16 protein-coding genes are annotated in these 15,012 nt (G+C 37.6%); 4 read left to right on the plus strand and 12 right to left on the minus strand.

Annotation, left to right across the window (positions count from 1 at the left end; translation table 11 throughout):
• Both B0B05_RS13600 and B0B05_RS13605 read left to right on the plus strand, forming a co-directional pair.
• On the plus strand, positions 1-457 hold a 457-nt coding region (locus B0B05_RS13600), incomplete at its 5' end, for an IS982 family transposase (RefSeq protein ID WP_143745949.1).
• A gap of 46 nt (positions 458-503) precedes the next feature.
• Entirely contained in the window at positions 504-791 is a 288-nt protein-coding gene (locus B0B05_RS13605) for an iron chaperone (RefSeq protein WP_317044142.1), read from the plus strand.
• Between the two features lie 40 nt (positions 792-831).
• On the opposite strand, the gene B0B05_RS13610 is transcribed toward B0B05_RS13605, so the two are convergent.
• From B0B05_RS13610 to B0B05_RS13635, 6 genes are all read right to left on the minus strand, one after another.
• Positions 832-1,485: an NAD(P)-dependent oxidoreductase gene (locus B0B05_RS13610; RefSeq protein ID WP_076784166.1), complete on the minus strand. Its 654-nt coding sequence runs from the start codon at positions 1,483-1,485 to the stop codon at positions 832-834.
• Between the two features lie 99 nt (positions 1,486-1,584).
• Positions 1,585-1,995 (minus strand): Rrf2 family transcriptional regulator, encoded by a 411-nt coding sequence (locus tag B0B05_RS13615; protein WP_076784167.1) that lies wholly within the window; start codon positions 1,993-1,995, stop codon positions 1,585-1,587.
• Between the two features lie 87 nt (positions 1,996-2,082).
• On the minus strand, positions 2,083-3,549 hold the full coding sequence (locus tag B0B05_RS13620) for a serine hydrolase domain-containing protein (protein WP_076784168.1): 1,467 nt from the start codon (positions 3,547-3,549) through the stop codon (positions 2,083-2,085).
• Between the two features lie 97 nt (positions 3,550-3,646).
• Positions 3,647-4,216 (minus strand): helix-turn-helix domain-containing protein, encoded by a 570-nt coding sequence (locus B0B05_RS13625; protein ID WP_076784169.1) that lies wholly within the window; start codon positions 4,214-4,216, stop codon positions 3,647-3,649.
• 79 nt (positions 4,217-4,295) lie between these two features.
• Entirely contained in the window at positions 4,296-4,661 is a 366-nt protein-coding gene (locus B0B05_RS13630) for a hypothetical protein (RefSeq protein ID WP_173786385.1), read from the minus strand.
• 31 nt (positions 4,662-4,692) lie between these two features.
• Positions 4,693-5,835 (minus strand): acyl-CoA dehydrogenase family protein, encoded by a 1,143-nt coding sequence (locus B0B05_RS13635; RefSeq protein ID WP_076784171.1) that lies wholly within the window; start codon positions 5,833-5,835, stop codon positions 4,693-4,695.
• Between the two features lie 151 nt (positions 5,836-5,986).
• On the opposite strand from B0B05_RS13635, the gene B0B05_RS13640 reads away from it, so the two are divergent.
• Positions 5,987-7,756 carry an AMP-dependent synthetase/ligase gene (locus B0B05_RS13640; protein WP_076784172.1) on the plus strand — a complete coding sequence of 590 codons (1,770 nt, stop codon included), beginning with the start codon at positions 5,987-5,989 and terminating at the stop codon, positions 7,754-7,756.
• Positions 7,757-7,864: 108 nt separating this feature from the next.
• Entirely contained in the window at positions 7,865-9,625 is a 1,761-nt protein-coding gene (locus B0B05_RS13645) for an AMP-dependent synthetase/ligase (RefSeq protein WP_076784173.1), read from the plus strand.
• Positions 9,626-9,684: 59 nt separating this feature from the next.
• Here the strand turns inward: B0B05_RS13645 and B0B05_RS13650 are convergent, their stop codons facing one another.
• From B0B05_RS13650 to B0B05_RS13675, 6 genes are all read right to left on the minus strand, one after another.
• Positions 9,685-9,879, minus strand: a complete 195-nt coding sequence (locus tag B0B05_RS13650) for a hypothetical protein (protein WP_076784174.1) — start codon at positions 9,877-9,879, stop codon at positions 9,685-9,687.
• A gap of 10 nt (positions 9,880-9,889) precedes the next feature.
• Entirely contained in the window at positions 9,890-10,492 is a 603-nt protein-coding gene (locus tag B0B05_RS13655; protein ID WP_076784175.1) for a MarC family protein, read from the minus strand.
• A gap of 50 nt (positions 10,493-10,542) precedes the next feature.
• Complete coding sequence (locus tag B0B05_RS13660; protein ID WP_076784176.1) at positions 10,543-12,279, minus strand: BatD family protein; 1,737 nt, start codon at positions 12,277-12,279, stop codon at positions 10,543-10,545.
• Positions 12,279-13,013 (minus strand): tetratricopeptide repeat protein, encoded by a 735-nt coding sequence (locus tag B0B05_RS13665; protein WP_084173984.1) that lies wholly within the window; start codon positions 13,011-13,013, stop codon positions 12,279-12,281. Before B0B05_RS13665 ends, B0B05_RS13660 begins: the two co-directional genes overlap by 1 nt.
• A gap of 212 nt (positions 13,014-13,225) precedes the next feature.
• Positions 13,226-14,071 (minus strand): ABC transporter permease, encoded by an 846-nt coding sequence (locus tag B0B05_RS13670; RefSeq protein ID WP_076784177.1) that lies wholly within the window; start codon positions 14,069-14,071, stop codon positions 13,226-13,228.
• Positions 14,068-14,967 carry an ABC transporter ATP-binding protein gene (locus B0B05_RS13675; protein ID WP_076784178.1) on the minus strand — a complete coding sequence of 300 codons (900 nt, stop codon included), beginning with the start codon at positions 14,965-14,967 and terminating at the stop codon, positions 14,068-14,070. Before B0B05_RS13675 ends, B0B05_RS13670 begins: the two co-directional genes overlap by 4 nt.
• Positions 14,968-15,012: the final 45 nt, after the last annotated feature.

The following is a 15,012-nucleotide window of genomic DNA, read 5'->3' on the forward strand; positions in this document are numbered from 1 at the left end:
TAGGTATTTTGGCTATAAACTTCATGTGGTTTGTGACAAAAATGGAATCTTCCACTCGTTTGATTTTTCCCCTGCAAACGTTCACGACGTGAACTATCTGCACGACATTAAGGAGAATTTTGAAAATTGCTTATTAATCGGCGACAGAGGGTACATCAGCAAAGAACTCCAACTGGATTTATTCAACTATTCCAAGATAAATCTTTCGGTTCCAATGCGTAAAAACCAGCATAATTTTGTGGACTTTTCCAAGACAAAATCAAAAATCAGAAAGAGGATTGAAACCAATATTTCGCAACTGTGCGGACAGTTCTTAATGAATATTAACCTCGCAAAAACCTTTCAAGGTTTGGCAACAAGAATAGTATCAAAAATAACTTCTTTTACCATGATTCAATATCTCAATTTTTTCGTCTTCAAGAGAAGTTTGAATAAGTTAAAAATTAATTTGTGCTAAATGCACAACAGGTATCAATACCTTTCCTGAAAACATCAGAGAAATATTGGAGAAAATCCGTAATGTCATCTTAAAAGCAGCACCTAATGCTGAAGAAAGTATCAGTTATGGCATGCCGGCCTATAAGCTTAATAAAAAACCATTAGTCTATTTTGCCGCATTCAAAAACCATATCGGATTCTATGCAACGCCATCGGGACATTCTCATTTTTCTGAAGAGCTTTCCCACTATAAGCAAGGTAAAGGCTCGGTTCAGTTCCCATTGGATCAGCCCATTCCCTATGAATTGATTGAGAAGATTGTCTTATACAGAAGCGAAGAAAACTTAAAATAATAGAAAAACGCATCCAATTTTGTGGATGCGTTTTCTTTCATTAATAAGCAGCTGTAAAACGTTTTCTCACAAACCTATTCTGCTCCAGTTCGTCCACTAATGCTACCGCGACATCTTCTACAGAAAGGATGCTTCTTCCATCTGCATCGAAAACCGGATTGTCCAGGCCTGTTCTGTATTTTCCCGTTCTTGTACCAGCGTTGTGAGGATTCATTTCTATTGCAGGAGAAAAAAATGTCCAGTCCAGCGTAGTATTATTTTTAATTTCGTTTAGATAATCCCTGGCGGCCAATGCGCCTGGTTTAAAATCAGCAGGAAAATCCGGAGAATCTACCAATTGATGGCCATCTACAAAAAGGCTTCCTGCGCCACCAACTGTTATAAAACGTTTTACACCAGATTCTTCCACCGCCTTTTCTATGTTTTTGGATCCGGTTAGAAAATCGTTGTAAAGGTTAGGATTGGTCCATCCCGCATTGAAGGTGCTGATTACAGCATCATTCCCTCTCAGCACTTTTGCAAGTTGCTCCACATTGTTTACATCAGCATCAATGGGATTGATATGCTCTCCTTTCTCTATCTTAGAACTGTCTCTTGCAATGGCATCTACGGTATAACCGCGGTTGGCCAACTCTTTTACTACTTGTTTCCCTACGAAGCCTGTGGCTCCTATTACTGCTACTTTTTTGTTCATAATTTTAAAATATATTTTTTTAAGAATTCACGAACCTTTCGGTTTCATAATAAATAAATTAATTGTAATGTTTTTTGTTACATTTTGTTTTAAATTTTTTTAATTGAATTGGCTGGTAAATTCAGACAGCGATTTGGATTTCAAATACTGTAATACCAGATCATCCGTTTCACCAAACAATACGTCAAGATTTTTATTAATATCTTTTCCAACATTGCATTGCGGATTGGGATTTTGATTCTTTTTCCCCAAAACTTCTGTATTTTTCACCACTTCATAGATATCAGCAATGTTGATGTGATCTGCATTTTTTGCGATTTTTGCGCCACCATCTTTACCTTGCCTGCTTTCTATCAGTCCATATTTTTTAAGATGACCCAGCTCTTTTCTTACAATAACAGGGTTTACGTTCAGGCTTCCGGCAATCCAGTCAGAAGTCAACCACTCTTCAGGCGATTTCGCCAAAAGTGTCATTATATGAATGGCTGTTGCGAATCTTGTATTGTTCATACCTGTACAAATGTAGAAATAATATTAATTGTAACAAAAATAATTACAGTTAATTTTTATAACTGTAATTATACCTACTATTAAATTTTAATTTGTCTCGATTTCTACAATCTTCTTTCCTGCTGTCCCAAAGTATTGATTCATAATTGGTTCATAAATTTTATAGCCATTATCAGCATTCGTGAAAATTACAAGACCTTGTTTCGTCTTTGGCAGGATAAATGCAATTGTGTTGACGCCTTTGTCGGAACCACCGTGTGACAAAGCGATCTCGTTATTTCCCAGATCATAGATCTCAAAGCCAAGACCGAAATATTTATTCTTTTTGGTTTCTATTTGTTTGGTTCTCATATCCTCAAAAACTGCCGGAGACAACAATTCATTGTTCATTACGGCCATTAGAAATTTGCTATAATCTTCAACAGAAGTAACCAGATCGTCTGCCGCATTCGCTGTTTTATTTTTTACAATATCATAAGGTTTTCCATCTTTATCAAAACCAATTACAATTCTCTCAGCATTCTTTTTCTCATTCCAAATGTAACCTGTATCCTTCATCCCAAGTGGTTGGAAAATGAATTCTTTGGCTAATTCTTCAAGGCTTTTATGAAATTTGTTCTCGATGGCCTTTCTCAGATATTCAAAACCCTCACCTGAATATTGATATTTGGTCCCGGGATCAAATTCAAAGTTCAACTTGTTATCTTTATTCATCCAGCGCCAATTGGGGAAACCAGTCTGGTGGCTCATTACCAATCTTGTCGTTAATTTTTTGCTTCGGGGATCTTTCGCAATATCTGGGTCGGTGAAATATTTGTAAAGAGGCTCATCAAGATTCCATTTCCTGAGACTTACCAAACGCAAAACAGTCATCGCAGTGACTGGTTTTGTCAAAGATGCGACGTTAAAAAGGCTGTTGTAAGGTGCAATTTTTTTACCGTCTAATGTTCCGTAAACTTTTATCTGAGTTAATTTTCCATCTTGGATAATGCCTAATCCCAAAGTCGGGATATTGTTATCTTTCAGTAATTGTTCAAGGTTATCTGTGCTTTTTGTATGACTTGGATCTCCGTGATCATAGCTGAGAACATCACTCATCATCCAATTTCCGTCTTTTTTTGTCCAAACCGATGTGAATTTCGTTTCTCCGCCCAAAACATCTTTTTTATTTTTTTCACGGGTAAAAAACTGATGTTCGCCGGTTTGTATTGCACCATACAATTCGCCATTATTATACAGAGGGAACACTTCCACGCTGCTTTCAATCACTTTGCGAATCGGCTTTTGATCTGGATTACCACAGATGTTTTGCTTTGTTCTTTCCAAGAATAATTTTTTATCCTGGAAACCACCATTATCGTGATAGAATTTCAGATTTTCATCCATCGATTTTTCCAAATAAGCCAAATCACAATTATTAAAACCGCGTTCAAAGAAAAGGCTGTCTTGTTTTTTAAGTTCAAGAAATAGTGGTGAATTTTTATCGATTTGGGCATTGAGATTTCCGGCAGAAAGGAATAGAATTAGGAAAATAATCCCGAGTTGTTTTGTCATTGGTTTATTTTTGACAAAGATTCTGAATTAATTGATTTTAATTCAAAAAAACAGCCCGACAAAAACCCGACAAAAACCCAACAATCGCCTGACAGATTTATATCAAATTGAAATTCAGCTTATAACGCAGTTCTTGTGTTTTATCAATTTGGAAAGCATTTCTCAAAATAATATAAACATTTGCAATTGTTAGAATAACCATTGTTGCTGTAACAGATTCGTGACCGAGTTTTAGAAAAATAACGATCATAAATATAATAGGAGCAATAATGGCGAAAAATATCTGAAGAGAAACAATCTGTTTTACGATGGTGGATTTCTCTTTATTAATGAGCATTATAAATAAAGGCGGTAAAAAATTGGCAATTGGAAACCATGCGAAAGGAAGCGAAGAAAGATTGATAATTTTGATTAAACCGATATTTTCACTTGGGTTATTTTCTGTTTCAAGAATAGGTTCTTGAACAATTATCACTTCCTGAATATTTGGCATCAATAACTCACTTTCAGAAACGTTAAGACTGGAAGCCAAAGTTTTCAAAGTGTACCCTTTTGGTTCTGTTCCCGCTTCGATTCTTTGGATTGTTCTCACAGACAGACCTGATTTCTCAGCTAATTCTTCCTGAGTTAGATTTTGTTTTTCTCTGATTTTCTTTAGTTCCGACATTTAATCATAATAACAAAAGCAAATTTAATATTTCATCTTGTTAAATAAAAAACCTTTCTACAAGGGAAAGGTTTTTTAACTATTTCATATTGATAACTTTGTCGACAACATAAACCGTGTTTCCCCGCCATGGCAGCGTACCGTGATATTCTTTATAATGAAGATCAAAGTATTTTCCACTGTTCATCTCTAATTGTTTGAAAACCGCTTCATCTTCTATAGAAAACTCGAACTGATTGCTACCAATTGGTGCGCCTGGTTTTGCAGCACCAAAACCTTCCTGAATCAGCTTGCCTTCGTAAGTTTTAAAAACATTGCCCTTGTTAACGGCATAATTAAGGTAACCGGATTTTACGCCTTCTCCAAAAACAAAATAATACTTCCACCAGACGAAAACGCCAAGAAAAAGCAATACGACGGCCAGAGAGATCCAAAGATATTTCATAATTTGAGTTTTTAATGTTGACCAAAGTTAGTTATTTTTTCGATATAGATCTCGAGATCACAATCTTTTGAATCTCGGAAGTTCCCTCATATATTTGAGTGATTTTGGCGTCACGCATCATTCTTTCTACATGATATTCTTTCACATAGCCGTAACCACCATGGATCTGTACCGCTTCTACCGTAGTATCCATAGCGACCTGAGAGGCAAACAATTTGGCCATTGCACCGCTCTCTGAGATATCTTTGCCCTCATCTTTTTCCGCAGCAGCTTTATAGATGAGCATCCTTGCAGCCATAATATTGGTGTGCATATCTGCCAGTTTAAAAGCGATTGCCTGATGATTAATAATCTCGGTACCAAAAGATTTTCTTTCTTTCGCATACTTTAGCGATAACTCATAAGCACCTGCTGCGATACCCAATGCCTGGGAAGCAATCCCAATTCTACCACCATTAAGCACTGCCATGGCAAAGTTAAACCCAAAGCCATCTTCTCCAATTCGGTTTTCTTTTGGAACTTTTACGTCTGTAAACATCAGCGAATGTGTATCGCTACCACGGATTCCCAGCTTATCTTCTTTTTTACCTACCGCAAAACCTTCCCAGCTTCTTTCTACAATGAAGGCATTTATGCCCTTATGTTTCTTCTCAGGGTGAGTCTGGGCAATCACCACATAATAAGTAGCGTTCCCACCGTTGGTAATCCAGTTTTTGGTGCCATTCAGGAGGTAATAATCGCCTTTATCTTCTGCTGTGGTTTTTTGTGAAGTGGCATCGGAACCGGCTTCTGGCTCAGATAATGCGAAAGCGCCTATTACTTCTCCACTTGCCAGCGGCTTCAGATATTTCATTTTTTGCTCCTCATTACAGAATTTTTCCAATCCCGCACATACCAATGAATTGTTTACCGACATAACCACCGCAGCGGATGCATCTACCTTGGCAATCTCCTCCATAGCCAAAACATAAGAGACGCTGTCCAAGCCTGCCCCACCATATTTGGGATCCACCATCATCCCCAAAAACCCCATCTCTCCCATCTTTTTCACGGCATCATAAGGAAATTTTTGTTCATTATCTCTTTCTATAACGCCTTCTAAAAGTTCGGCTTGTGCAAAATCTCGGGCTGCCTGCTGAATCATCTGCTGCTCCTCGGTTAAATTGAAATCCATATCTATTTTTTTGATTATAATAATGTGTCGTAAAATTAAACTTTTTGGTAAAAAATCAAATAGATTTCGAAGTTTTTGTTATTTCGGGAAAAAAAATTATATTTACGATAATGTAAATTAAATTTTAATCAAATATTAATAAGGATATTTTATGAACGTTAAAAGAACATTTGACTTTTTTGCTCTTGCCATGGAAAAATTTCCGAAAGATGATTGCCTGGCGACAAAAAAAAGCGGAAGCTGGATCAGGACATCCACCCTGGAACTGCTTAATCAAGGTGATAAAATATCCCGTGGACTTCTTAAGCTGGGCATTAAACCTGGTGACAAGATTGGCCTTATTTCTTCCAACAACAGGACAGAATGGGCGGTAATGGATCTGGGCCTTTCACAGATTGGCGTGGTGACGGTTCCGGTCTACCCTACCATCTCAGAAGAAGACTATATTTATATATTCAACAATTCCGAAATCAAATATTGTTTTGTATCGGATGCCGATTTATACAGGAAACTGAACAGTGCAAAATCCAGAATCCCATCTTTGGTTGGTATCTTTACCTTTGACGAAATTGACGGTGCCCCAAACTGGAACGAGATCCTGGATCTTGGCGAGAACGAATCTACACAGATGGAAGTGGACGACCTCGCAAGATCTATCAATCCGGAAGATGTTGCCACCATTATCTACACATCCGGCACTACAGGAAGGCCAAAAGGGGTACAGCTTACGCACAATAATCTGGTGTCTAACGTACTGGCAAGTACACCCAGAATCCCAAAAGAGCGCGGCCTTGATTACAAGGATACAAAAGCACTGAGCTTTTTACCGATCTGCCACGTTTTTGAGAGGATGATTTTTTATCTCTACATCAACAATGGTGTATCAATCTATTTTGCGGAAAGCATAGAGAAAATCGGTGAAAATGTGAAGGAAGTAAAACCACAGTACATGACTGTCGTTCCGCGGTTGGTAGAAAAAGTTTATGATTCTATCTATAACAAAGGAACAGGATCTGGAGGACTGAAATCAAAAATTTTCCTTTGGTCTTTGGGTATTGCGGAAAAATATAAAATTGGCGAAACAAAATCATTTGCCCATATTATTGCAGATAAGCTGGTTTTCAAAAAATGGAGAGAAGGTTTGGGAGGTAATCTGATCACACTGGTTTCCGGATCCGCGGCTTTGTCCAGACGGTTGAATACGATGTTCCACGCTGCAGGTATCCCAATACTGGAAGGCTACGGATTAACCGAAACTTCGCCAGTAATATCCGTAAACAGTTTTGGAAAAATAAAAATCGGTTCTGTGGGAATCCCTCTGGATAACGTGACGGTAAAGATAGAATCTGACGGAGAGATCGTAGTAAAGGGGCCATCTGTGTTTGAAGGTTATTATCGGGATGAGGAAAAAACCAAAGAAGCCTTTACAAACGACGGCTACTTCCGCACAGGAGACATTGGCCATCTGGATGATGATAATTTCCTCTTTATTACAGACCGAAAAAAGGAGATGTTCAAAACATCAGGTGGTAAGTTTGTGGCGCCACAGGTCATAGAAAACCTGGCTAAAGCTTCCAAATTTATAGAGCAGATTATGGTGGTAGGTGATGGCGAAAAAATGCCTTGTGCGTTTATACAGCCAGATTTTGCTTTTGCAAAAAGCTGGGCAGACCTGCACAATGTAAAAGTGACAGAATCGCCAAAAGAAATTGCGGCCAACCCTGCCATAAAATCAAGAATTGAAAAAGAAATCGAAAAAATAAATGCAGGTCTTGGCAAGTGGGAACAGATCAAGAAAATAGAATTGACGCCCAAAGCATGGACTATAGATGACGGCCTGCTGACACCAACACTAAAATTAAAGAGAAAAGCAATTAAAGAGACTTTTCAGGACTTGTACGACAGAATGTATAGAAACTAATAAAAAAACTATCCTTTGGATAGTTTTTTTTATGCAAATATTAACATCCCGAACGTGCATAATTAATTATATTTGCGCTGAACGAGAGTTTACAAAAATTTAACATCAATGGAAGTAAAAAGGATTTTCGATATTCCTTATTATTCGAACGAGCATTTCGAAAAAAGTGATTATATCTGTGATAAGAGAAACGGCAAATGGGAGAAAATATCTACAGATGATTACATCAAAATTACCAATCAATTATCCAGGGGATTACTCAAATACGGCTTGAAGAAAGGAGACAAAATAGGTCTCATATCATCTAACAACCGTGCAGAATGGTGCTTTTTTGACCAAGCCGCATTACAAATCGGCGTAGTAACCGTACCGATTTACCCTTCTATATCCAAAGAGGATTGTATCTATAATCTTGAAAATTCGGACTCAAAAATATGCATTGTTTCAGACGAAAAATTGTTTGATAAAATCAATGCGATCAAAAATGAACTTCCGGCATTGCAGGAGATTTTTACTTTTGATGATGTAAAAAATGCGAAAAACTGGAAAGAACTTTTTAATAATGGTGAAGATACCGCCAACCAAGAAGAAGTTGACCGTGTAAAGGCATCCATTTCCGAAGATGACCTGGTTTCAATTATCTATACATCTGGTACCACCGGGCGGCCAAAAGGCGTAATGCTAACCCACAAAAATATCGTTTCTGATGTATTAGGATGCGAAGACAGGGTACCATACAAAGATTCTAAAAACAGAGGTCTCAGCTTTCTCCCGCTCTGCCACGTTTACGAGAGAATGATTGTTTACCTTTTCACAACCAACGGCATATCCATCTATTTTGCAGAAAGCAATGATAAACTGAGCGAGAACCTAAAAGAGGTGAAGCCGCAGTATATGACCGTTGTACCAAGAATGGTGGAGAAAGTTTACGACGCTATCTATAAAAGAGGAACCGAAGCCGGAGGTATCAAATCCAAAATATTCCTTTGGTCTCTAAAGGTGGCGGAAAAATACAAAATAGGTGATTCCAAATCTCTGGCTCATATTATTGCAGATAAATTGGTTTTCAGCAAATGGCGAGATGGTCTGGGTGGCAATATCATTACACTGGTTTCGGGCTCTGCGGCTTTATCCAAAAGATTAAATACCATGTTTCATGCAGCCGGAATCCCAATTCTGGAAGGTTATGGATTAACGGAAACATCACCTGTGATCGCAGTCAACAGTTTTGGTTATACCAAAATAGGATCTGTAGGTAGACCTATCAAAAATATTGATGTAAAAATCCAGCAAGATGGCGAAATTACGGTGAAAGGCCCTACTGTAACACAAGGATATTATAAAGACGAAGAAAAAACCAAAGAAGCTTTTACGGAAGACGGTTATTTTAAAACCGGTGATATTGGTATCCTAGACGAAGACAATTTCCTGTTTATTACCGACCGTAAGAAAGAAATGTTTAAGACTTCCGGAGGCAAATATGTTGCACCACAAGTCATCGAAAATCTGGCTAAAGCTTCCAGATTTATAGAACAAATCATGGTGGTGGGCGATGGTGAAAAAATGCCGGCGGCTCTTGTACAGCCCGATTTTGAATTTGTAAAAACCTGGGCAGCGAATAACAATATTAATATTGGTAATTCTTATAAAGAGATGGCCGCATCCCAAGAACTGAAGGCACAAATACAAAAAGAAATCTCGGCTATTAATGACCATCTGGGAAAATGGGAACAGATCAAAACAATTGAGCTGACTCCGGAAATATGGTCAGAAGAAAATGGACTGCTGACTCCGACCCTTAAGCTTAAAAGAAAGGCTGTAAAAGAATATTACAAAGAACTGTATGAGAAATTGTACGGTAGATCGTAAAGCTAAAATCAGATAGATAATCTAACAAAAAACCAATCGATAATCGATTGGTTTTTTTTCTATTTTCTAATGCCTAATTTGCTCCAGTTATGCATGATGTAAACTACTATAATCCCGAGGATACCTGCAGCGCCAGAGAAGACAAACTTACTGTTCTCCTCCTCAAAAAGGCTGGAGTGCCAGTCTATAGCATATATATTGATACCAATTACAACAATAAAGAGGATAAGGAAAATTTTATAAAACGTTTTCATTACTTATTAATTAAAAGTGAACATAATTTTGAAATAGCTGTGCAAAGTTAGCAGTAAATAATTTAATGGAAATAGCCAATAATATAATTCCAAAAACTTTTTGCAGTACCTGCAAAGATCCTTCACCCATTTTCCTCTCTATCCAGGGTGCGATGCGCAATACAAGATAAACAAGAATGGTGTTGAGAATAATACCACAAATGATATTGATGTCATGATATTCAGCCCTTAAAGATAAAGTGGTTGTAAGAGTCCCGGCACCAGCAATCAGCGGGAATGCAATAGGAACGATGCTGGCAGCCTGCGCCTTGTTGCTTTTATGAATCTCGATGCCCAAAATCATCTCAATAGCAATAATGAAGATCACAAATGCACCCGCTATTGCAAAGGAATTAACATCTACCCCAATAAGTTTGAGGATTTTGTCTCCGATAAAAAGAAAAGAAATCATCAGTAAACCTGCTACTACAGCCGCTTTTTCTGACTCAATTTTTCCAAATTTTTGCCTTAGGGACACAATAACCGGAACAGAGCCGAGAATATCAATTACGGCAAATAAAACCATAAATGCCGTTACTGTTTCTTTGATCGAAAAATGCTCCAGAAATTCCATAAGTATATTTTAAAGATTTCGCAAAATTATAAAATATTATTGACAATCTGTTAAAGCACGCTAAAGATTTCTCTGATTTCCTCTAATATCTCCCGCTGTTTTTCCCGCGAAGAGAAAGGTGCATATTTCTCAATGTTTATCTGGGTTAACAATTCTGTATATCTGTTATATAAATCTACAGAATGATGATCTTTTAAGTAATCCTGAAAATTCTGTGAAAAATTCTCTGCGCAATAAAGATCAGCTTCAGATTTTAACTCTTCTACAGAATAGAAAAATTTATCGGAATGGGACTGATTAATCATCTTCTCCTGATAATCATAATACAATGCCAGATCCGGTTTGTTTTTTCTTCTCAATAAGGCTTCAGTTTCAGCGATATTAACAATTGGTTTGGCAGAAACGGATTGCTTCTGCGCCAACAGTAGCTGTCTTTCCCGATATTTTCTGTAGAGATAGATAAAAATGAATGATACAACCGTTATAATAACCAAATTACCTAGAATACCAAACCAATTAAACGTCCGGTTTTTTTCTACTTTCAGTTTTTGGGTACTTATCACTGGCGAATTGACTGTTTCCAGTACATTGTTAGTATATTCATTTACTTTTTCCAATGTTGTTTTCGCATTGGCAATATCCTGCGCATTGACGGCATTAAGTGCCAGCAAGCCAGATCCTGCGTCTACATATTTTTCTGTTTTGGGATCAAAAAAAGAAAAACCTTCGGTCTGTATTTTTATACCGCCACGTTTTTTGGGGATGATGACATATTGCGCTTCCACACTGCCTTGTAAACCGTCGGGTGTGGCTATGGAATTATTCACGATTTTTGGCGCGTAGGTATCATAAGCTGCGGAAGGCATTAGCTTTGGCAAGATTGATGGTGACAAGTTCCCCTGCCCATCGATCTTAACTGCAATATTAAAGGCTTTATTAATCTCAAAGCTTTCTTTGTTTTTATCTAACAGTTCAACAGTAAGATTATATTTGCCCACAGCATTTTTAAAACTTTTTGGCGCACCATCGGGCAATTTTTTAACATTAATTTTCACCTTATTGGAAACCAGCGTCCCTTTGTGATTATGAAGCAGGACATCTACAGAAGGGATATCCAGATAGCCGGCAACTTTTGGAACCATCACAAACATTGCCACAACCTGACTAGAAAAATCATCCATCGAGGTTTCTATAGATTCATCAACATCTGCGATAGACCGGATTGCAAAGTTTTTATTAGGTTCGAACCTGGCGGGTTCCAGATGCCTGAATCCGGAAATATTCCGTGAAAAAGCTTTTATAACAGCAATCACGGGCTCATTTCTGTAAACATTTTTATCCGAAACCTGCATATTGAGGTACATGTTTCTGGAAGGGCTGTTGCCTGCAACTGATTTTTTTTCAGCGTCTTTTACAACAATATCGATGGGTTCGGTTTTGTAGATCTTACCGTTCACCTTTACAAGAGCAGATCCAATCTTGATATTCCCGGTTTGTTTAGGATCCAGGGATATTTGGCAAACCATCTGGTTCACCCTTATTTTCTTGATAGGATCTATAATCGTATTTTGTTCGGAAACGTAATCGAAATTAAACTTAGAAAAATCAGGAAGCTGCATGGGTGTTTCCTGCACAAGGTCTTCTCCTACGATTTCTAAAACCACCGTAAAGACGAGTGGCGCGTTCAGTTTTGTTTCCCGGGAATTTATTTTAGAATACAGGTTGACCTGAGCAAAAGAAAATGCAGATGCTAAAAGAAATAATATGTATAAATTTTTCTTAATCATTACCAATCTTTTTCGTTGCTCTGTGGCATCGAATTGGCGTTTTTGTTTAATATTTTTCTGGCAGTCTCTTTCTCCCTGTTTTCTATATCGCGCAAAATCGCTTTTTCGGCTTCTTCAGGGATTTTGTTTTCCTGTTTTTTAGGCTGGTTAGGTTTTCCCTGGCTTTCGCCCTTTTGCTGGTCTCCCTGCCCGTTTTGCTGATTTTTATTTTGATCGCTTTTGCCAGTCTGATCTTTATTCTGCTGATCCTTACCCTCTCCTTTCCCGTTCTTTTGCTTTTGTTTTTGCTGTTCTTTTTTCTCTTTATCCCTCAGCATTGCAATCTCAAAGTTTTTTCGCGTAGCTTCGTTATAAGGATCCTGTTTTAACGATTTTTTGTAAAAATCTGCAGCTTTGTCCGGATGATTGGTCTGCATCGCCACATTCCCCATATTGTGGAGCGCAGCAGCTTTCTCATACTTGCTCTTGGTATATTGGGCAGCTTTTTGATATTCTGCAGAGGCCTCCTCGTACTTTTTACTTTTATAAAGGGCATTACCCAAATTATAATGGGCGGTATAATTAGAATTTTTCTCAGCAATTGCCTCAAGGTATCTGGTGGATGCCGAGTTATACTCTTTAGCATCAAATCTTCTGTTACCTTCATAAACAAGCGCATTATAGCTCTTTTGCGCAAAAAGATATGATGATGATAAAAAGACGCCGGACAAAACCAGAATAAACCTAAATTCCATTGATGCAAAATTATCCGTTTTATTGTTAATATCAACACATTAAACGTTAAAATTGGGTTAAAAAACCACGATAAATTCAAGACATTTGTAGATAAAAATCTACTCCAAATATCAAAGCCACCAGAATCATCTGATGGCTTATTTTTTACTTTGTTTCTATAAAAATTTCAACTGGTTAAAATTAATTAAAACCATTGATTTTTGACAGCATTTTACCAGTCTTTTTTCTTTAGAATCAAATAACTGCCACCAATAAAAATAGCAGACCAAATGATACACGCCACAACACTTTCTATGGGATAATGAAATTTGAACTCCATCCCAAAAAGCTGTGCCATTTTTGTTCTGACAAGCGGATTCGGGATCAGGTTAGACATACTTCCCAAAGGCAGGTAATCTGTCAGATAGATATGGTTGGCAGCTTCCAGAGTCTGTTTTTTGGGATCTACATTTTTTAGAAATGCAAATTTTTCTATTCCGGACAAGATGCCTTCTACAAACCAAAACATAAAAAATCCAAGAAAAACAAAAATTGATTTTCTGAAAAGAATCGATAAAAACATCAGAAATGTAAAAAATGTAAACAACTTGAGAAAGTAATTGAATATAAAATAAATCTCTTTAAAGACAAGATCACTTTCCTGTGTAGATGAATAACTTTTGCCGAGAATCAAAGCAATAACAAAGACTAATAAGGTAGAAAAACCTGTAAACACCAGTATTGTAAGCAATTTTGACATGATAAATTCTTCCCGGCTCAGTCCATCAATAATATTCTGCTTAAACATCCTGTTGCTGAACTCCTGACAGATAGAAAAGACAATAATACAGCCCAGAAAGATCTTGAGTAAGCCCACAATATACGTCGTAAAATTCCATATCCCGGGGAAATCATACATGCCCTGCTCTTTGAGATTGACATTGAGACCTGCCAAATCAAAATTGACAAGACCAATGAACAAAAGCAATACAAGGACAATAAAGTATAAGGCAGCAAAAATCCTGAACGGATTATAATTCAGGTTTTTGAGGTATTCTAATTTTAATAATCGTATCATGCGTTAGTTTGTTTTACAAGTTCCAGAAACTGGCTCTCCAGGCTCTCTTTTTTCTTCTGCAGAAGAGACAGGATAATGCCTTTTTCAAATAATTTTCTGTTAAGCTCTGATGCCGAGATATCTTCATCAATCTGAGCAATCAGCACCTGGTCTTTTTCTTTGACAGAAGAGAAAATACCGAAGGATTCCAACGCTGATTTTAGATCTGCCAATTGATCAGATTTGAGTTCAAAAAAACCTTTGGTATTGCTCATGCCATCTACCGTACCAGAGTAGATTGCCGTACCGTGCTTCAGCACAATCACATGGGAGCATATTTTTTCTATCTCATCAAGCAAATGACTGGCGACAATAATCGTAGTTCCGGATTTTGCGATACTGCTGATGATCTCACGGATCTGGATAATCCCTTCGGGATCCAGCCCGTTGGTAGGCTCATCCAGGATAAGAACCTCCGGATTGGCCAGCAATGCAGAAGCAATGGCAAGGCGCTGCTTCATCCCAAGGGAATAAGTTCTGAAAGCATCTTTTTTCCTGCTAAGAAGGTTGACAACAGCCAGGACTTCATCAATTCTTTTTTCGGGAACACCTTTGATCTCGGCTACGATTTTCAGATTTTTCTCGGCACTCAGATAAGGGTAAAAATTGGGTTGCTCTATAATGGCACCAATTTTTTTGAGTGTATCGGTGTCTGTTCCTTCTTTACCAAACCATTTCCAAGAGCCGGATGTTGGGTTGATTGTAGACAGCAACATCCCGAATGTTGTAGATTTCCCACTGCCATTGGGACCTAAGAGCCCATAAACATTGCCTCTTTCAACATCAAAAGAAATATGATTGACGGCAATTTGTTTAAATTTTTTGGTTAAGTCTTTAACTTCCAGAATTTTTTCCATCTGATTATTTTATACAATAGTCTGCACTATGGGTTATTAGTTACA

Origin of the sequence: Epilithonimonas bovis DSM 19482, assembly GCF_900108115.1 — a bacterium.
Taxonomy (GTDB): domain Bacteria; phylum Bacteroidota; class Bacteroidia; order Flavobacteriales; family Weeksellaceae; genus Epilithonimonas; species Epilithonimonas bovis.